17 protein-coding genes are annotated in these 18,735 nt (G+C 71.0%); 7 read left to right on the plus strand and 10 right to left on the minus strand.

Annotated features, from left to right (window positions below; genetic code table 11):
• Window positions 1-19: 19 nt before the first annotated feature.
• Entirely contained in the window at window positions 20-496 is a 477-nt protein-coding gene (locus ABD120_RS13080) for a PepSY domain-containing protein (RefSeq protein ID WP_343950095.1), read from the minus strand.
• Between the two features lie 307 nt (window positions 497-803).
• Between ABD120_RS13080 and ABD120_RS13085 the strand changes: the two genes are divergently transcribed.
• Genes ABD120_RS13085 through ABD120_RS13100 form a run of 4 tightly spaced genes read left to right on the plus strand, consistent with a single transcriptional unit; the run spans window position 804 to window position 4,132 of the window.
• Window positions 804-1,301: an FBP domain-containing protein gene (locus tag ABD120_RS13085; RefSeq protein ID WP_343950096.1), complete on the plus strand. Its 498-nt coding sequence runs from the start codon at window positions 804-806 to the stop codon at window positions 1,299-1,301.
• A 51-nt stretch (window positions 1,302-1,352) separates the two neighbouring features.
• Window positions 1,353-1,955, plus strand: coding sequence for an NAD(P)H oxidoreductase (locus ABD120_RS13090; RefSeq protein ID WP_343950097.1), 603 nt, complete (start codon window positions 1,353-1,355; stop codon window positions 1,953-1,955).
• 36 nt (window positions 1,956-1,991) lie between these two features.
• Window positions 1,992-2,984 carry an ArsR/SmtB family transcription factor gene (locus ABD120_RS13095; RefSeq protein ID WP_343950098.1) on the plus strand — a complete coding sequence of 331 codons (993 nt, stop codon included), beginning with the start codon at window positions 1,992-1,994 and terminating at the stop codon, window positions 2,982-2,984.
• A 38-nt stretch (window positions 2,985-3,022) separates the two neighbouring features.
• Window positions 3,023-4,132: a serine hydrolase domain-containing protein gene (locus tag ABD120_RS13100; RefSeq protein WP_343950099.1), complete on the plus strand. Its 1,110-nt coding sequence runs from the start codon at window positions 3,023-3,025 to the stop codon at window positions 4,130-4,132.
• 128 nt (window positions 4,133-4,260) lie between these two features.
• Here the strand turns inward: ABD120_RS13100 and ABD120_RS13105 are convergent, their stop codons facing one another.
• Both ABD120_RS13105 and ABD120_RS13110 read right to left on the minus strand, forming a co-directional pair.
• Window positions 4,261-4,638, minus strand: a complete 378-nt coding sequence (locus ABD120_RS13105) for a YbaB/EbfC family nucleoid-associated protein (RefSeq protein WP_343950100.1) — start codon at window positions 4,636-4,638, stop codon at window positions 4,261-4,263.
• Window positions 4,639-4,654: 16 nt separating this feature from the next.
• Window positions 4,655-5,044: a YbaB/EbfC family nucleoid-associated protein gene (locus ABD120_RS13110; protein ID WP_343950101.1), complete on the minus strand. Its 390-nt coding sequence runs from the start codon at window positions 5,042-5,044 to the stop codon at window positions 4,655-4,657.
• A 98-nt stretch (window positions 5,045-5,142) separates the two neighbouring features.
• On the opposite strand from ABD120_RS13110, the gene ABD120_RS13115 reads away from it, so the two are divergent.
• The 3 genes from ABD120_RS13115 to ABD120_RS13125 are packed head-to-tail and all read left to right on the plus strand — an operon-like array spanning window position 5,143 to window position 7,470.
• Window positions 5,143-5,463 (plus strand): hypothetical protein, encoded by a 321-nt coding sequence (locus ABD120_RS13115; RefSeq protein WP_343950102.1) that lies wholly within the window; start codon window positions 5,143-5,145, stop codon window positions 5,461-5,463.
• Window positions 5,454-6,344, plus strand: coding sequence for a hypothetical protein (locus ABD120_RS13120; RefSeq protein ID WP_343950103.1), 891 nt, complete (start codon window positions 5,454-5,456; stop codon window positions 6,342-6,344). The genes ABD120_RS13115 and ABD120_RS13120 overlap by 10 nt, the downstream gene beginning before the upstream one ends.
• A gap of 40 nt (window positions 6,345-6,384) precedes the next feature.
• Window positions 6,385-7,470 (plus strand): tetratricopeptide repeat protein, encoded by a 1,086-nt coding sequence (locus tag ABD120_RS13125; protein ID WP_343950104.1) that lies wholly within the window; start codon window positions 6,385-6,387, stop codon window positions 7,468-7,470.
• A 61-nt stretch (window positions 7,471-7,531) separates the two neighbouring features.
• Here ABD120_RS13125 and ABD120_RS13130 read toward each other — a convergent pair whose 3' ends face one another.
• From ABD120_RS13130 to ABD120_RS13160, 7 genes are all read right to left on the minus strand, one after another.
• Window positions 7,532-8,230 carry a hypothetical protein gene (locus ABD120_RS13130; protein WP_343950105.1) on the minus strand — a complete coding sequence of 233 codons (699 nt, stop codon included), beginning with the start codon at window positions 8,228-8,230 and terminating at the stop codon, window positions 7,532-7,534.
• A gap of 1 nt (window position 8,231) precedes the next feature.
• Entirely contained in the window at window positions 8,232-12,989 is a 4,758-nt protein-coding gene (locus ABD120_RS13135) for a WXG100-like domain-containing protein (RefSeq protein ID WP_343950106.1), read from the minus strand.
• A gap of 8 nt (window positions 12,990-12,997) precedes the next feature.
• Window positions 12,998-13,285: a hypothetical protein gene (locus ABD120_RS13140; RefSeq protein ID WP_343950107.1), complete on the minus strand. Its 288-nt coding sequence runs from the start codon at window positions 13,283-13,285 to the stop codon at window positions 12,998-13,000.
• Entirely contained in the window at window positions 13,282-13,656 is a 375-nt protein-coding gene (locus ABD120_RS13145) for a YbaB/EbfC family nucleoid-associated protein (RefSeq protein ID WP_343950108.1), read from the minus strand. Before ABD120_RS13145 ends, ABD120_RS13140 begins: the two co-directional genes overlap by 4 nt.
• 95 nt (window positions 13,657-13,751) lie before the next feature.
• Entirely contained in the window at window positions 13,752-14,183 is a 432-nt protein-coding gene (locus tag ABD120_RS13150; protein ID WP_343950109.1) for a GNAT family N-acetyltransferase, read from the minus strand.
• Between the two features lie 240 nt (window positions 14,184-14,423).
• Window positions 14,424-17,321 carry a DUF7824 domain-containing protein gene (locus ABD120_RS13155; protein ID WP_343950110.1) on the minus strand — a complete coding sequence of 966 codons (2,898 nt, stop codon included), beginning with the start codon at window positions 17,319-17,321 and terminating at the stop codon, window positions 14,424-14,426.
• A complete protein-coding gene (locus tag ABD120_RS13160) occupies window positions 17,318-18,655 on the minus strand; it encodes an SWIM zinc finger family protein (RefSeq protein WP_343950111.1) in 1,338 nt (445 codons plus the stop codon). Before ABD120_RS13160 ends, ABD120_RS13155 begins: the two co-directional genes overlap by 4 nt.
• Window positions 18,656-18,735 lie beyond the last annotated feature (80 nt).

Consider the following 18,735-nt stretch of genomic DNA (forward strand, 5'->3'; position numbering starts at 1 on the left):
CGACGCCGCCCGCTGTGCCTCAGCCCGTCGAGGTGGGCATCGGCGACTCCGACTCCGACGGCGACTCCGAGGAGGAGGGCGACGGGGTGACGACGCTGCCGTCCTCCGCGCTGATGAGCACCTTCCCCTTGGTGCCCTCCGACGTCAGGTACTCGGCCTTCCAGACCGGGGTGCCGTTGGACTTGGTGAGCTTCAGCTCGTGGATCTTGGCACCCGGGTACTCTTCCTGCACCTTCTCCACGGCCTGGGCGTAGGTGAGCTTGGCCGAGTCGGCCAGGTCCTTCTCCTGGGCCTTCTCGTCGGCGCTGCTCGACTCGGCCGACGGTCCCGAGACGACCTTGCCGGTCTTGCCGTCGATGCTGACGTTGTTCTCGGTGCCGTCCGTGGAGACGACGGTCACCTTCCACAGGTTGTCGCTCTTCTCCCAGTCGAGCTCGGTGACGGTGCCGCTGACGGCCGCCTCCGCCGCCTTGCCCGCGGCGTCGATCGTAGTCATCTCCGAGGTCATCGACTCACTCGGGCTGCCGGTCGGCATGCCCGTCTCAGTGGGCTCGGCCGTGGGACTCGCCGGGCTCTGCGCGGCCATCCCCGCACTGGACTGGACCCCACTGGATCCGCAGGCCGCTGCGGCGAACAAGGCGGCGGCTGCGACAGCGGAGCGAACGATGTGCTTTGTCGTTATTTCCCCCATGTAGTGCACGCTGCCCCAGAACGCTCATAGGCATTCCCGCAGCTCAGTAATGTCCGGACACGGGGGGTTAACCATTTGCGGGTGCCTTCCGGCCAAGGCTAGCTTCCGGAGTATGAGACCGGTCACCGAGCCCGAGATCCGCGCGTCCTTCGTCAACTGCACCAAGGGCGAGGCCAAGCGCCTTGCCGTACCCCGGGATCTGGGCACGCGCCCCTGGGCGGACCTGGACTTCCTCGGCTGGCGGGATGCGTCGGGGCCCGACCGGGCCTATCTGGTCGCCGAGTCGGGCGACGCGCTCGTGGGGATCATGCTGCGCCGGGCCGTCCCGCATGCCGGGCATTCCCGCCGGAGCATGTGCTCGTTCTGCCTGACCATGCACTCGGGCGACGGCGTCTCGCTGCTGACGGCGCGGCGGGCCGGGCGCGACGGGCAGCAGGGCAACTCGGTCGGCGCCTACGTCTGCACCGATCTCGCCTGTTCGCTGTACGTACGGGGGAAGAAGGAGGTCGGCGCGGGCGGGCGGCTGCATGAGACGCTCACGCTGGAGGAGAAGATCGAGCGGACCGCCGCCAACCTCGCCGACTTCGTGGACAAGGTCACGGCGGGCTGACCCCCAGCCGTCCGTCAGCCGTTCGTGCGCGGCGGGCGGCAGAGTGCCGCCATGAACAAGACCGCGCTGCTCGTCGTGTCCCACCCTCGCGCCACCTCGCTCACCCAGCGCGCCGCCGTGCGCGCGCGGCGGCGTCTCGAACGTGAGGGTTACTCCGTCGATCTCCTCGACCTGTACGCCGAGGGCTTCGACCCCCGCATGCCCCTGGAGGACGAACCGGACTGGGGTTATCGCGACAAGGTCTACTCCGCCGAGGTCCGGCGGCACATGTCCAGGATCGAGGCCGCCGACCTGATCGTCGTGATCTTCCCGATCTGGTGGTTCGGCCTGCCCGCGATGCTCAAGGGCTGGATCGACCGCGTCTGGAACTACGGTCTCTCCTACGGCCGCCGTGAGCCGAGACTGCGTGGGAAGCGCATGGTGTGGGTGGGTCTCGGCGGATACTCGGAGCAGCATTTCACCGGCGGCGGATGGGACGCGACCCTCACCCGGACCCTCAAGGTCGGTATCTCCGAGTTCAATGGAATCGAGGACGTGGACGTCCGCCTGATCTATGGCACGGTTCCCGGTGGAGAGGTGACAAATCGCCATGCAGAGGACATTCTTCACGCGGCGGAAGTGGCGGTAGTCACAAAACCGGTAAACATTGCCTAATATGGTGGACCGGTATATCCCCCGGGGGGCCACCAAATGGGAACGTTGCGCATTCATTTCACGGGCGACGACCTGGCCCGTACCACGGTGGCCGCTGCCGCCGACCCCCTCTGGGAGGTGGTCTTCAGCCGGTTCCGGCTGCGTGAGCGGGTCCGGCGGCCCGCCTTCCGTCCCTGGATCGACGAGTTGCGGGCGAACCCCGCGCGGACCGTCCAGATGCGCGACGGCGTCGCCCTCCTCGAAGTGCTCGCCCCGCTCGCCCCCTATTGGCCGGATTTCCTGACCCCGGTGGAATCCCGGCGAGGGCTGGAAACCGGGCTCGACACGGTCATGTCCACGCCGCCCGCCCGAATTCGCGCCGAACTCCGCCGTCTTTCCCAGCACCGCCGCCTGCCCGGGTGGATCAGCGGCATCGCCGCCGGACAGATCGACGAGATGACCCGCATCGGTGACTGCATGCGCTCCTACTACGCGGCCGCGATCGAGCCGTGCCAGCACCTCGTCCATGCCGCCGTCGCCGCCGACCGCGCCCAGCGCGCCCGCGACCTGCTGGAGGGCGGTGTGGAGGGGCTGCTGGCCGGGTTCGGCGCGCTCATGCGCTGGGATGCGCCGGTGCTGGAGGTGTCCTTCGACTTCGACGCCGAACTCCACCTGGAGGGGCGCGGGCTGAAGCTGGTCCCGTCGTACTTCAACCAGCGCAATCCCGTCACCTTCGGCGATCCCGGGCTGCAGCCCGTCCTGCTGTACCCGATCGAGAACCGCTTCCGCTGGTCGCACTCCGGCGTGTCCGGCAAGGGGCTGGAGGACCTGCTCGGCAGGACCCGCGCCGCCGTCCTGCTCGCGCTGGTCGTGAGCACGACCACGACCGAACTCGCCCGCGCGCTGCACATCTCGCCCGCCGCCGTCAGCAGGCACACGGGGGTGCTGCGGGAGGCCGGGCTGATCGCGACGCGACGGGACGGCACCGCCGTGCTGCACACGGTCAGCCCGCTGGGCACCGCCCTCATCGAAGGTCACGCTATCGCCTAATTTATGGTGGTTTATGCGCTTATGCGGAGGGGGCTGCCATGAGGGTGTTCGCGGGGCTCATGCTGGCGGCCCTGGTGTTCGTGCAGGTCCCCGTCGTGGAGCAGGGCTTTCCCGAGCTGACGCCGGGCGTCGCCCGCCGCCTCGACGCCGCCGTCCGGCGGGTCATGGGGACGGCCGCCGTACCCGGTGCGATCGTCGGCCTGCACGTGCCGGGCAAGGGCGCCTACGTGCGCGCCTTCGGCCTGGCCGACCAGGTCTCCGGCGCCCGCATGAGCCCGGACCTGTACATGCGGATCGGCAGCGTCACCAAGACCTTCACCGTGACCGCCGTGCTCCAGCTCGCCGACCGGGGCGCGCTCTCCCTCGACGACCCCATCGGCGAGTACGTCGGCGGAGTCCCCAACGGCTCTCGCATCACCCTGCGCCACCTCGCGGCCATGCGCAGCGGCCTGCACGACTACTCCGCGGACGAGGCTTTCGGCAAGATCCTCCTGGCCGACCCGAAACGCGCGTTCGCCCCCAGGGAACTGCTCGCCTACTCCTTCAAACATCCGGTACGGTTCCGGCCCGGCGAGCGCCACCAGTACTCCAACACCGACATGATCCTGCTCGGCCTCGCCGTCGAGAAGGCGGGCGGCCTGCCGCTGGCCGCCTACCTCGAACGGAACATCCTCAAGCCCGCCGGGCTCACCCGCACGTTCCTGCCGCCGGGCGCCGCGCTGCCGAAGCCGTACGCGCACGGCTACACCGACCAGACCGTCACGGGCGCGATCACCGACGCCACCGGCTGGAACCCGTCCTGGGGCTGGGCGGCGGGCGGGATGGTCTCCACCCTCCAGGACCTGCGCACCTGGGCGCGGGTCCTCGCCACCGGCGCGCTGCTCCTCCCGAAGACCCACGCCGAACGGGTGAGAACCGACCCCGGCGGGTACGGCCTGGGCCTCATCGACGCCCACGGGTGGATCGGGCACAACGGCTCGCTGCCCGGGTACGAGGCGGTGGCCGTCTACCTTCCCGAGGAGCGGGCCACCCTCGTCGTCCTCCTCAACACCGACGTCGTCCACCGCGACACCGAACCGAGCACCCTGGTCGCCAGAGCGATCACGGACGTGGTGACGCCCGGTCGCCCGTACCGGCTGCCGGGGTGATCAACACGTGGCGGTATCCGTCAGCCGTGTGCTGTCCAAGCTCGGCTGTGCCAACCGCGTGCAGGCCGCACTATCGGCCCGCGACGCCCGTACCCCCTGAAGATCCGCTCTGCAGAGAAAGTCGTGCATCACCGCAGATCATTGAGTATCTGCCCGAAGTGGGCGGCCGCCTCCGCTGGGTCGTATCCGGGGATGGCGGCGCGCATGAGGTCGGAGACCTGGCGCTCGGCGTCCGTGCACGCGTCGCGCACCGCCGCGAGAGTCTCCTCCGCGAGCTCATGGCGGGACAGACGCAGCGCCTGCGGCCCGTATGCGACGTCCAGGACCCGGCCGTCGAGGTCGACGCTCGCCTTGATCCGACCCGACGCCCGTTCGGCCGTTCCGACGATCTTCTCAAGGTCCTCCGTGGCTGTGGCCAGCCAGGACTCCAGCTGCCGCTGCTGTCTGGCGACCTCTTCCAGGTCCTGCTCCCTGATGTCGGCCGGGTCGAAGTTGTGCTGGTACATCGTTCGCCTCTCGGGCCTAAAGAAGATCGCGGGCCGCTTGCTCGACCCGTTCGCGCACGAAGGTCTCGTCGAGCGGCTGCGGCAGGGCCGACGCGCTGCCCTCGGCCCGGTCGACGATCTCCTGCGCCTTTCGCACGCCGTCGTCCTGGGCCGCTCTGAGCACGGCTGTTATCTCGCGGGCCAGTGTTCCCTCGCCGAGGCGCAGCGCCCGTGGGTCGATGTGCAGCCTCGTCAGCCCGCCGTGGCCGTCCGCGGTCGCCTCGATGAGGCCGTCCCTGCTCACGGCCCGGCCCTCCGTCTGCCGGATCGCGGTGCCCACGGCCTGCAGATCGCGGATGATCCGCTGGCCCTGGGTGAAGTAGTCGGTCAGGTACTCGGCGTCGTTTTCCGGCGCAGGTGACGGCATGTCAACCTCCTGCAGTCAGAGCGGGTAGCCGCCGAGCCTAGACGACTCTTGGTGTGATCTTGACTTTATGATGACATGTACCGATATCGTGTTGGCGCATGGCGGGACTTGAGATCGCTCTGGGAGCGACGGGGCAGGAAGCCTCGCAGATCAGGACCCACGGGGAAGCCTACGGTGCGGCGCTCGGGGCGATGCAGGCGCGCGGTGATGGTGTGTCCTCCTGGGGGGATGACGGCCTCTTCGCCGTCTTCACCAGTGCGTACGCCGAATGCCGCGCGGTGAGCATGGCGGCGCTGTCCGGGCTCTCCGGGGAGATGAGTGCGACCGGTGAGACCATGCAGGCCGTGGTCAAGAACACGGCCGACACCGAGGCCGCCAACGCCGAGGCATTCCAGAACCTCAATCGCGCATGGGCGTGACGCTTCCCCCGGAGGTCGCCGGGGTCATGCAGATGCTCGGGCCGTTCCCCCGTTTCGACGAGGACGACGCCAGAGTAGGCGAAGGCGGCGCCGTACGCGCGGCGAACGCGAGCACGGTCAATGCCGCGGCGGGCGCCGATTCGTCGGTCCGCGCCGCTCAGCAGGTCTATCGCGGCGAGTCCGCCACTGCCATGCAGGGCCACTGGGAGCGTACGGGAACGCAGAACGGCCACGTCGCCCAGGCCAACGCCGCGATGCGGTTGGCCCCCACAGCGCTTGAAGGTGCGGCGGGAGTGGTGTCGGCGGTGAAGGTCGCCGTGGGCACCCAGGCGGTCTACACGACGGTCGAGATCGCCAGGCTGCTGGCCTTCGGAGGGGTGGTCGGTGCGACGGCCGCCACTGCCCGCGTTCTCATGCGCCGCCAGATCGTCGGGCGGATCCTGCGCGAGGGCAGCGAGGGGACCGGAAAGGTCATCGCTCCCATCGTGCGTCGCCGGATCACCGAGCCGATGCGCCGTATCCTGGACGATCTACGCCGTCCCGGTGGGCCGGGAGGTCCGACCCCGGCGCTCGCGGGTACGGGAGGCCGCACCGTCCGTCCGGCCTCCGCCGGTCGGCGCGACCATCTGGACAACCCCAACATCGCCACCTGGGGAAGGAAGAAGAACGACGGTGGCGGCAGCAGCAACAACAACAGCAATAACAACAACAGCAATAACAACGACAACAACAACAACGGCAACGACCACGGGCTCAACCAGCAGAACCGTAAGCCGCACAACAGCAACGCACGTAAATCCTCCAAGGACAAGCACGAGAACGCGGCCCGCCATGGCGGACGGCGTAAGATCCCGCCGAACCCGAACAAGCGGAAGAAATAGCCAGTGACCCACCGCGACAGCATGATCCGGGAGGAGCGACGTGGGCGTTGACGATCTGCTCGCCAGAGCCGACCGGCTGGTCGAGGAGGATGACGTCGAGGGCGCCGCCGCGCTCTATGCCGAGGCCGCACAGCAGGGGACGCCCGGCGCCGCGACGCGCCACGGCGAGATGCTGTTCCACCTCGGGCGGGACGACGTGGCCGAGTCGGTGCTGCGTGCGGCTCTGGCCAAGGGGGAGCCGGACGCCCTCGACTGGCTGTCCGACCTCCTGGTCGAGACCGGGCGAGGCGCGGAGGCCGCCCTGCTCCAAGAGCAGGCGGACCGGGCGCTGCGGGCTGCCACCATCTGGGCCGACGCGGCAGGTGATCGCGGGCGTGCGGAAGCGTGGTACAGGAAGGCGGTCGAGCGGGGCGAGCCCGGTGCGCTGAACGACTTCGGTTCGTTCCTCAGCGAGGACGACTCCCGCCGAGAAGAGGCCGAAGCACTGCTGCGCCAGGCCGCCGAGCAGGGTGACGCGCTGGCGTTCAGCAATCTGGGCGGGATGGCGCTCGACCACGGCGACCCTGAGGCGGCCGCCGCCTGGCTGCGTCAAGGTCTTGAGCTCGCGGACCAGACCGGGTCGACGGCGCTGCTGAAACTGGCCGTGGCCGAGGAACGCACGGGCAACACCGAGGCCGCCCGTGCGCTCTACGACCGTGCGGTGGCGGACGGCGTGACGGACGCGCACGTCACGCGGGCCAGATTCCTGGCCGATCAGGGGGAGCCAGCGGAGGCCGACTTCCTGGCGGGTCTGGAAAAGGGCGAAGAGGGCGCTCATTACTACTTCGGCGAGTTCCTCGCGGCCAACGGCCGGGTGGACGAGGCGGTCGGGCACCTCTACCAGGCGGTCGAGGACGGCTCCACCGCCGCCCACGAGGAACTGGCCCTGATCTACCAGAGCCGAGGGGCCGTCAAAGCGGCCGAGGACCACTTCAAGGAGAGCATCGCGGCAGGCTGGCTGAGCGCGATCTGGGCGTACGCGGAACTGCTCAGGCAGGAGGGCCGTGGCGGCGAGGTGGCCGCCCTGGTGCCCGAGGCCCAACGCCTCGGCGCCACCGCCGAGCAGGTCGAGGAACTCACCCGCTGACCGTCGAGCAGCTCAGGCGCTCTGCTCGGCGCCACCGCCGAGCGGATCGGGCCGCCGTGGATCAGTCGCGGCGCCACAGCAGCGCGGCGGCGGCCAGCGCGGCCTCGTGGTAGGCGGGCAGCGGCTCCTCGCTCCAATAGACCTCGACGCTGGGGTCCTTCTCGCCCATCTGCACCAGTTCGGTCTGCCCCGCCACCGTGTGTTCCCAGGCGCGTGACTCCGGCTCGACCTCGGAGAGGTAGACGCGGTGCGGGCCCTCCGGCCCGGAGCGCCATGCGCGCCGTACCGACATCGTGCCCGGACGCTCGGACAGGGCGTCGACCACGAGCTGGTCGGTGATGTCGAACAACTCGTCCTCCAGATCGGCCAGCTCGCCGGGGACGCCGTCGGTCAGGTCGATCCCCGCCGGGACGGCCTGCGGCACCTCCGGCGAGGCCGGGCCGAAGGTGTGGCCCGTGGCGGGCGTGATGTCGGAGATCGGGACCCGGTCGGCGCCCATGGGCTCGTCCACGCCGCCGAGCGCGGCCAGCAGGTCGCGCAGTGTCTGGAGCTCGGCGACGGTCAGCGGCACCCCGCGTTCGGCGGCGGCCACGGTCACCGCGTCGGGCAGGCGGATCAGCTCGCCGCGACCGCCGAGGATCGACCGAAGCTCGGCGAGCGGTTCATCCGGCAACTGCCCGGCCAGGCGCAGCAGCAACCGGTGCGTACCCCGGTAGATGCGCCACGCCCGCGCGTCGAGCTCAGCCCACTCGGCCGTCACGTCAGATCTCCTCCATCACGATGACCTGGAAGTCGCGAGGTACCTCCGGAATGACCCCACGCCTGACCATATCCTCCGCCAGCAGTTTCGCCTGTGTGTGCATTTGCGCCGCCAGCTCGGGGTCATCGACCCGGCGAGTGCGAGAACGCGGCGGCAGCACCGACTCCTGGTCCTCGGCGAAGGAGGAGAAGACGGAGATGTCCCTGGCGTGCTGCCCGGTGAGCTGGTAGACGACCAGGACCTTGCGGTCACCGGCGGGGTTCTCCGCCATGAACCTGATCGCGACCTCCATCAGGGTGCTCACGCTCAGGAACTCGCGAGCCGTACCGGTCGGGAACATGTCCGAGCCGTAGATGGGCGAGTAGACCGGGGTCAGCCAGTCTCCGCGGAACGCCTGCACCGGAGCCTCCGGCGAGCCCACCGCCGGAAGCTGGCGCATCGCGTCGTCGACCATGTCGGCGTGCCAGCGCATCTCGTCGAACAGTTTGGGGATCACCCGCCCCACCCGAGAGTCGATCTCCTCCTGCGCCGCTCGCTGCTCCTTGCGGGCCTCCCTGAGGTCGGCGCCCGCCTCACGGGCGGCGACCCTGTCGCCCTGCGTCTTGGCCTCGTCGAGCTTCGCCTGGGCGGCCTCGCCCCGCCTGACCGCGTCCACATACGACTGGGCATCGGTGTTCATCGGCGACCGCGAGTCCAGATGACCGCCGCCCGTGTGCAGTGCCGGGCGCAGCGCCATCGGAAGCGGCAGCGCCTTACGACCGGTCGCCAGGTTGTCCAGATAGTTCTTGACCAGGCTGTCCACCTTGGACACCATGCCGTTGCGAACCATCGACTCCGACACCCCGGCCGACCACAACTGGGTGCGGATGACGTTGTTGATCAGGTAGTGGCCGTGCCTGGTGTACACGGTCAGCGCCATCAGGTGCGGCAGCGACAACCGGTCACCCAGGGCCCGAACCGCCGCGCTGTCGGCCGGGTCGATCCCGTTGCGGGTCAGCCATTCGGCCAGCAGCGGCTGGGTCACGTCGCCGCTCTGGAACTGCGTCCACAGCTCGTTGGCGATCTGGCCCACCTTCGGATGCTGTGTCTCGGCGAATCCGGCGACATCGGTGGCGTTGACCAGGTAGCGGTGCTCGTGCGGGAACATTCCGTCGGGCAGGATCTCCCTGCGCAGGGTGGCGAGGTCCAGGCCCGGCAGACTGCGGTACAGGTCCACGGCGGTACCGCGAGCGTTCGGCTCCAGCCGCAGGCCTCCGACCTCGGCGATCTGTGCGCCGCGCATGACCTCCAGCAGCGAGTGGTCGCGGCCCGGCAGCATCCAGCCCATGAGCGCACCCAGGAACATGTTGGTCTGTTCCTCGCCCAGGCCGAGGAACTTGACCGCTCGCAGCATCCGCGTGGTCGTCGCCGAGATGCCGTCGATCACCGGGAAGCCGTCACCTTCGGCCTTTCTGGCCCAGTTGGTGGAGGTGCTGTCGTGGGAGGTTATGCCCTCCCTCCACGGCAGCGGCGTGCTGTCGTCCAGCGGCCTGCCGTGGTGCTCCTCGACGAAGGCGCGCTCCAGCCGTCCGAGCGGGGTGCCCAGGTCGGCGTAGTGGCCGGGGGAGGTGATGAGTCCGAGCGCCTCCTGTTCCTCCGGGGTGCGGTTGTTGCGCTTGCGCTGGCTCTGCACCACTTCGACCATGTCCCGCACGGCCCGTGTCGAGCGCATGACGACGTTGCCGGTGCCGAACGGGTCGCGGGCGAATCGGAAGCCGGTCGGGTCGAACCGGCCCTCCAGCCGTCCCAGCACCGCGCGACTGGTGCTCTCGTCGAGTTGACGGTGTGCGTTGCGGACCTCGGCCATGTCCAGTCCGGCGGCTGTGGCATCGTCCCAGCGCTGGTTGTCGAAGATGTCGAGCAGTGCCTTGGCCAGGACACCGGGATTGTCGCGATTGAAGTAGGCGGCGTTGTAGAAGGCGGTCATGAGTTCGCGCACGTTGCCGTGCCTGAGCAGGTCGCTGAAGGGGACCTTGGTGCCGACCTGGCCGGCGCTGGAGGGCTCGTCGTCGCGGAAGAACGCGCTCTCCACCCGCCGTGTGAACCCCTCTGTCGTTTCGTCCGCCCGCTGCGGGGTGAGGGTCAGCAGGACATCGCGCATCTTGGTCAACGCGGTCCGCGCGGTGTCCCGGATCTCCGGGAGGTTGAAGTAGTAGGCGCCCAGCCGCTGCTCGAACCGCGTTGCCGCGTCAGCCCAGCGAGGGTCGTTGAAGAACCGCTCGAAATCGAACGGTGCCCGGGTCCGATCCGACTCCCTGTCGGCGGTGGTCTCATCGTGGCCGCGCCGACCGGCCGCGTCCTCGTCCTTCCCGCGTGGGCTCGCCGGAGCGTCGTCCTCGCGGCGCGCGTTCGGCTGATCGCCGTCCTCGCGACGCGGATTCGCGGGGCGTTCGTCCGCGCCGCGCGTGTTCGGCGGGCCGTCGCCCGCCGGGGTGGTGTCGGCCCTGCGGGTAGCGGTCTCGTCCGCGCCACGTGGTGTCTCGCCAGGTGTGCGCGCGGTTTCTCCACTCGTGCGTACGGTCTCACCGGCCGTACGCTCGTCGGCCGTGCGTGCGGTCGAGGGAGTGCTGTCGTCGCCTGGCCGGGTGGTTGAGGGCGCGTCCGGTTCGGTGCGCGCCGGCACTGGGCCGGTGTCCCCGGAGCGGCCGCTGTGGTTGAGCAACTGATCGATACGGCTGCTCGGACCGGCACCCGCGTCATCGCGTCGTCCGGCCGGGCGGGACGACGTGTCGCCCCTCGTCTCGGAGCCCGCGCGAGAGGCCGGTTCCGGAGCTCGGGGCGCTGGGACGACGCCGGGCTCGCCGGCGCGGCCACGCGCCTCACCCCTGGGGGTGCCCGAGTCCGCCGCCGCATGGGGTTGACCCGGGTGACCCGGTCCGGACGGCGACTGCCCAGCCTGAGCCGGCCCGGTTTGCGACTGACCAGCCTGGGCTGCCCCAGGCTGTGACTGCGCGGCTTGGTTCGGCCCGGCTGGATTCTGCCCGGCCTGGGTGGCGCTGGTCTGGTTCTGCCCGGCCTGCGCAGGGCCGGGCGGCGACTGCCCTGCCTGGGCTGGGCTGGTCGGTGACTGTCCGGGCTGGGACGGACCCGTGCCGGGCTGGGACGGGCCGGCGGGCGACTGACCGGCCGGTGGCTGCCCGGCCTGAGCTGAGCCGGAGGCCGGTTGCCCGGCTTGGGCCGACCCGGCGTTGGCCTGACCGGCGGGCGACTGCCCCGGAGCCGAAGGCCCAGTAGGGGACTGCCCCGGAGCCGAAGGCCCGGCGGGGGACTGCGGCGGGCCCGCAGGGGATTGGCTCGGAACGGTGGGCCCGGCCACTGCCGGACCTGCTGCCGGAGGGCCGGCCGGGGGCTGTCCGGCCTGAGGCAGCGGAGCCACGGCCGGGCCCGCCGCCTGCTGCTGGACGGCACGCTCCGGACCCGCCTGCGCTGGGGTGGACTGCTGTCCCGGATCCGCGCCGCGAGCGGGTGCGGACGCCTCGCTGAGTGTGGTGTTGCGTGCCTGGCTACCACCGTCGCCGCCGGATCCGCCGTCCGCGCGGCCACCGACAGGAGAACCGCCGGTTCCGTTCGGGGCGCCGCCGTCCTGGCGAGTGCCGTTCGGTGGGCCGCCGTCCTGGCGGGGTCCGCTCGGGGCGCCCCCGTCGGTCCCGGGGCTGTTGTCCGCGCGCGGGCCGCCGTACCCCGATGTACTGTCCGTGCGAGAGCCGCCACCGGACCCGGGGCCGTCACCGGACCCGGAGCCGCCATTGGACCTGGGGCCGTCACCACCGCCGTCGGGCAGGGTCGCGGTGCCTCCGCCTGATCCTCCGTCGCCCCCGGTACGGGGGAGCGCGCCCGCCAAATGCTGGCCGTCGGCGCCGAGCGCGCTGGAGGTGACGCCCTTGGCGAGCATCTCCCAGCTGAAGTTGCCCTCCGCCAGCAGCGAGCCCGCGGTCGTGATGCCGCCGGTGAGGGCGAACTGACCGGCCTGACCGTAGATGGAGGAGGAGGCCGCCGCGAGGAGCTTGTCCGCCGTCCCCATCTCCGCCCGGGTCAGCCCGGCCCGCAACGCCGGGCTCGCCATCCGGTTCAACCCGCCCGACAGGGCGCCCATCATGCCGCCCATCGCCGCGCCGCTCAGCGCCGACACACCCAGCTGCTTGAGGTCGATCTCGTCCCGCCGCCCCTGGATCATCTGCAGGGCCTGGATGCCGCCGTCCATACCGGCCACGATCCCCGCGAACATGGCGATGTTCCGCAATGTCGTCTTCGCGATCTGCGCCACCGTCAACCGCGCGAGCTGCACTCTCGGCGGGATCAGCGCCAGGCTCGCGCCCCCGCTGGCGAACGCCGCCGCGGCCAGGTACACGATCTGCCCCGCGAGCAGCCACACCGTGGCCTCGATCATGTATTTGGCGTACTGGATCTGCACCCCGATCCCGTTCAACGCCACCGCGGTCTTGACCAGCCGGTCTACCTGCTGGGCGACCTTCCCGCCCTGCACCCGCGACACGTGGGCGGCGAACTCCAGGTGGGCCTTGCCCTCCCAGTCCTGCCCGATCTTCGACGCGGCACCCGGCCGGGCCGCCGACGTGCCCTCCACGAGCGCGTGCGCGGCCGTCACACAGGCGTCCGCCAGCCGGAAACAGCCCGTCTCGTCGCCTTCCGGCCAGTCCATCCCGACAACCCAGCCGATGTACGGCTTGGCCACGTCGGGCACCATGAATCCGTCGAACCCCACCCGTGCACCTACAGCCGGTCGACTTGCCGATAGTTGGACTCGTTCACGCGCAGCCCGGTGGAGACACCCTCCAGGTCGGCGATGTGGTTCCGCAGCGCGTTGAAGATCGCCTCTTCGATGGCGGGCAGCTTCTTCTCCAGCTCCGCCCCGTACTGGTCGCCGCCCAGCGCCCGCCGGTCCTGCTCGAACGCCGCCCGCAGCGTGTCCCTGATCGCGGCCACGTCCCGGCTCTTCTCGCCGTAGGCGGCCGACTCCCCGCGCAGCGCCTGCCGGCGGACGCTGTAGCCGTCCTTCATGACTGCGGCTCGACAGGCTTGGGCATGAACGCCTCCAGACCGGAGCCGGGGCCGAACGCGGCCTCGTACGACAGCCCCTCCGGCATCAGCGGCGAGACGAGTTCTTCGGTGCGGGCGGCGATCTGGGCGGTGGCGCTGCCGATCTGATCCATGATCGCCGCCGACAGTTCCGACGGCGACAGCTTGCGGTACACCCGAGGGTCCAGCTTGATCCCGCGCACCTGACCGCCCGGCCCCACCTTCGCGGTGACCATGCCGTCGGCCGACTGCGCGATGACCTCGAGCTCGTCCAGCTTGGAGTAGGTCTCCTGCACTTGCCTGAGCCGCCGGTTGTACTCCTCGGCCAGCTCGTCGATTGCCCCCTGGAACATCTACGGCACCTTACGTGTCATTGACGACTTTTGCATCACCGATACCACGGTAATTAGGTGCTTGTACAGAGATATCTACATAAGGGGGCTGGCTGTCAGCGCCGGGCCATCCGGACGTCCACCGCGTCCTCCGCCTCCACCGTGAAACCGTGCCGCTCGTAAAGACGCCGGGCCGCGCTGCCCTGCAGCACGTTCAGCCGGACGGTCGTCCCCTCGGCCCGCTCCAGCAGACTGAGCAGTACGGCGGTCCCCAGCCCCCGCCCCTGGGTCTCGGGCGCGAGGTAGAAGTGCTCCAGCACCCAGCCGTCCTCGGCGGGCCGCAGGGTGACGGAACCGGCGAACCTCCCGCCCGATTCGATGACCTGCGTGAACCCGGGGGAGAAGCCGTCGCGGAACCGCTGGCGGACATAGGTCTCGTCGTACCGTCCGAGTCGCTCCAGATCGGGGCGCATCACCACGGCGCGGAGTTCCGCGATCTCTTCCACGTCGGCGGCGACGGCGGGCCGCAGGTCCCAGGGCGGATTCATCGGCGGAGTATCCCATCGGGCACACTGCCGTTCGCGGGCGGGGCACTATGATCACGGGGTAAGAGCGGCGGGATGGCGGTGGCGGTGGCGCACCCTGCCACCCTGGGCTCCGCCGCGATCCCGCCGCTTTTACCAGCTCGGAGACGTCTGAGGCTCCTCACAGCCTCGGGGGATGCCCAGGTCGGAGGTCCGGGGCCTGTGACGGGTCGTCGCACGTCGCAAGCAGAGAGCGCTCGCCCGTCACCCCACCGGGTTCAGCTGGTCGCGCAGTCGCACGCACTCCCGGCCGAAGCGGCTGTCGCGGCCTCGGGACGCGTGGGCGCTCACCTCGGGGATCTCCCCGCTCGCCCCCGTCCGGACGGCGACGTCGGCGGCGAGGGCGACCACGGCCGAGTGGTTGACGTTCGGGCGTTCCCCCTCACCTGGGAGGAAACCGGGCAGCAGCGCCCGCATGATCGTCCAGACCTGCTCGTGCGCGCCCTGCTCGGCGGCCTCGGCCAGGACGGCCAGCGCCGGACGGACCTTCCGGTCAGTGTGGCGGAGCACCAGTGCGAGCTGGCGTCCGATCGCCTCGGCCGGAAGCTCGCCCTTGGCGGCCATCCGCAGCAGCGCGGTCAGCGCGCCGGACCCCTTGCCACAGAGGACGTCGGCGAGGACGAGCGCGGTGGCCTCGCCGACCGGACCCTCGGCGTCGGCCATGCCGACGATGTACTCGGCCCTGAGCTCCCAGCTGTGCCCGTTCACCACGTAGCGCAGTAAGTTGACGGCGACGACCTCGCGATGGGACGGCAGGGTCAGGCTCCAGCTCTGACCGTCGTGGGTGCTCTGCTCCGATGGGTGCCGCAGTAGTTCGTCGATGTACCGATGCCCGGTCGGCCGCGCCACGAGCACGGGGGCGATACGCACGATCGGCCCGTAGCGTCCGTCCTCGACGTGCCACTCCAGACCGGTTTCCGGATCGGCCATGCCGCCTTCGGCCAGCCAGTCGGCGACCGCCGCCGCCGCGATGAGATCAACCTTGGCGGCCCGCTCGGCCAGGTCGGGACGGGCGCCTCTCGGCAGGCGCAGCAGCGCCTGCTGGAGGTCGGCGGGAAGGGGCTCGACGCCCTCCGCCGCGCATCGCTCCAGCCGTTCCACCAGGACCGTGGGGTCGAGATGGCCGGTGACGAGCGTGGGCGTCGCCAGCAGCACCGGCGGCAGGCGCTCCTCCCTGAGCGCGGTGTAGACCTCGTGGAGCCGCCGCAGCCGGAGCATCTGCGGCGCCGAGACGCTGCGGCGGGCGGGCAGCCGAGGGTCGGTGGGCGCGCTCTGCTCATCCGGCCGATCGTGCTCGGCGCTTTGGACACGAGGAATGAAGAAGTTCTTGACGGCCAGGCTCATGACGGCGGTCAACGGCGACGGCGAATCCTCCTCCGCGACCGTTTCTTCGGCTTCTTCGGCTTCTTCGGCTTCTTCGGCTTCTTCCTTGGTTGCGCTGAGGACGTAGGCCGTCACCCTCTTCACAGCGGGGGCGATGAGCTGCATCAGATTCTCGGAAGCGGCTGCGGGGACGGCCTGCGCCACGTTCGCGGCGGCGGCGACGGACCCGGGGTCGACCGTCTCCCTGACGAGCGCCGCGACCCAATGGGCGTTATGGTCCCAGCACCTGAGCGTGGTCCAGTGGGAGGCGTTGCCGGACTCGATGTAGGGCCTCAGCGCCGCGCGCAGCGCCGGACGGTCCTCGGTGACGTCCTCGACGAAGGCGGCCAGCCACTGCTCGATGCGCACCGGGTCGTCGAGATACCAGAAATCCGCGAAGAGCGACCAGAACTCCGCTCTCGGCTCGGGCGCGGGGAACGGGCCGGGAGCCGCCACGGCGGGCAGCGTCGCGACCGCGAACTCGGGTACGTCCGCCGCCGTCTCGCCGCCGAAGATCGCCGACACCTGGGGGCCGAGGTCGGCGGGCAGCAGTGGTACGGCGTCGGCGAGCACGTCAGCCACCGGGCCGAGGGCTGCCTGGTGCTTGACGGCCAGCTTGGCCGCTCGTTCCTGGATCTCGTAGGAGGCGTGTCCGAAGGCGGTGGCCAGCGCCGGTGCCAGCTCGGCCGCGTCGGCGGGCGCGCGCCGTACGTGCTGGTCGAGCCAGCTCAGCCCCGCGCGCGCCAGCTTGATCTCGGCGCGGAAGGCCAGCGCCTCGACGCCTTCGGCGACGTCGGCGGAGTCATGCGGTCCGGTACGGCGTAGCTGCGCGAGCGCCAGATCGGCGACCGGCCCCGGCGCGGCGGGCAGCAGCCGCAGGTAGTCGCGGGAGCGCCCGGAACTCGCCTCCGGCGACGGGTCGAGCATCGTGTGCAGGCGGACGAAGAACCGCAGCGCGGGCGCGTCACCGCCGCGCAGGAACCGGCTCACGCAGCCGTCGAGCAGCCCTTCGCGCGTCAGCTTCCCGTCGGCGAGCAACTGCCCGATCACCGAGAACAGCGGGGACGGCGTGGGCGAGACCTGCTCGTCGCGCAGCAGCCGCCCGACTCCTTCGACCTCGAAGATCCGGGGGAGCATCGAGGCGGTCAGCGGGTCGTCGGCGGAGACGCCGTTGTCCAGCCAAGCGAGGACGAGCGGCTCGTGCGCAGGAGGCTCGGCACCGGTGGCGCGCAGCAGCCCGAACGCCAGCGGCATGAAGGCCGTGTCGTTGGCGCCCCTGACCTTCTCGGCCACCCTGCGCGCCACCTCCGCCTGCCATTCGGCGGGCCGGGCGGCGACCACGCGCAGCAGGTGGGGGAGGGCACGAGGCATGGGGTCCCCATGCCAAGCGGACCGGTGGTGGAACTCGCGGCGGGTCAGCCAGGCAGCCGCGGCGGCGGGGGTGGCGATCGCGCCCGCCCCTGCGATCAGCAGGAGGGGACCGTACTTCAGGGCCTCGCCCCGCGCCTCACGGCGGGCGTTGCTCCGCACCCACGGGTCGTTCGCGTCGGCGAGGGTGTGGGTTCCCGTGAGCCGCGCCGCCACGGTCTCTATGGCGGCTGCCTGCAACTCCTTGACGTAGCGGGGAAGCTGCTTGGCCACCTCGGCGCGTTCGGCCGGGTCGAACGAGAGGACCCGGTCGGCCAGCGCCTTGGTCATCTTCTCCTTGATGAGGTAGCGGACCTTCAGCCAGGCGCTCATCGGGTCACCTCCAGCACGGTGGCGCGGGCGGCGATGCGGGCCGCGAGCACGTGCTTGCACGGCCCGCGTGAGCCCCGATGGTCCCACCACCACGGACAGGTGCACGAGCCGTCGGCCAGGCCGACGCGGCGCTCGCCGCCGTCGGTGCGCACCAGCGCCGTCTCCCCTTCCAGTTGTACGGCACCGGCCTCGACCAGCGCCCGCGCGTCGTCGAGGCGCGGGTTGAGCCGGCGCACGTGCTCGCGGTCGTAGGGCAGTTCGCGGTGGAAGTGGGCGGCCTCCGCCAGGTCGTAGCCGACGCGACCGGCCGTACCGAGCTGGGTGAGGGCGGCGCGCACCCGGGCGACCGGCAGCCCGGCGCGGTCGGCGAGCAGGCCGATCTCCACCTCGGGTTCGAAGTTGAGCAGCATGCCCACCACGTCGGCGTCGGCCTCGGCCTCGTCGGTGGACAGTTCGTCGAGCACCGCGCCCTCGCCGGAGAAGCCGCGCCAGCGCTCCGGCGACAGGGCCAGGGAGTAGCGCATGCCGGGCAGCTCCAGCTCCCACACGCAGGAGGCCGGCTCGCCGGTGGCGGCGGGGCCGTACACGCGCAGGGCCTTGGCGAAGCGGAGCAGCGGGTGCAGGGTCGCGAGGCGGCCCGCCCCCGCCAGGTGCACCGCCCCCGGGCGGTGCACGTCGGAGACGCGCAGGTCGCGGCCGGAGGGAACGATCCACAGGTCGGTCGTCGCGCCCTTGGGCAGCGACCGCAGGAAACGGACGGCGGCCGGGCCGGTCAGCTCGCCCCGGAGGTCCATGCGGGCGGCGATCACCTGCACCTCGGCGAAGCCGCGCAGCCAGCGCTCGGGCAGCGGCACCTTCTTCTCGACGACGGCGCCGTCGAGCGTGGTCACCGTGAGGGCGTCGGTGCCGACGCCGAGGTGGAGCGGGTCGCGGCGGCCCACCCGGGCCAGCGCCTCGCGCAGCGGGCCGTTGACGTCGACGTTGGTCGTGCCCCGGTCGAACACCTCGCCGTCGAGGGCGTCGCCGAGCAGGTCGAGACGGGAGTAGACGCCGCCGCAGGCGGAGAACGACTCGAACCGCAGCCGGTCGCCGCCGCACGTCACGACCGGGTCGCGGGTCCAGCCGGGACGCGGCTGGTGGTAGCGGGTCAGCGCGACGTCGGCCACGCCCAGCAGCGCGGCGGCGGCGGGGGCCGCCTGGGTGACCACGCCGCTGAAGAACCGGGGGGCGACGGCGGGGCCGCTGAGAGCCCGGCCACCGGACGTCGCCAGCCCGAGGCGTCCGTCCACGAGCGCAGAGGGGGCGGCGTAGGTGTACGCCTGCGTCATCGTCATGGCCCGGAGGTTAGGGGGCGGCACTGACAGAACCTGCGGCTGCGCCGGGCATTCGGGGTGAATCGCTGCGATGATGATCA

The sequence above is a fragment of the Nonomuraea longicatena genome, from assembly GCF_039525605.1.
GTDB lineage: Bacteria > Actinomycetota > Actinomycetes > Streptosporangiales > Streptosporangiaceae > Nonomuraea > Nonomuraea longicatena.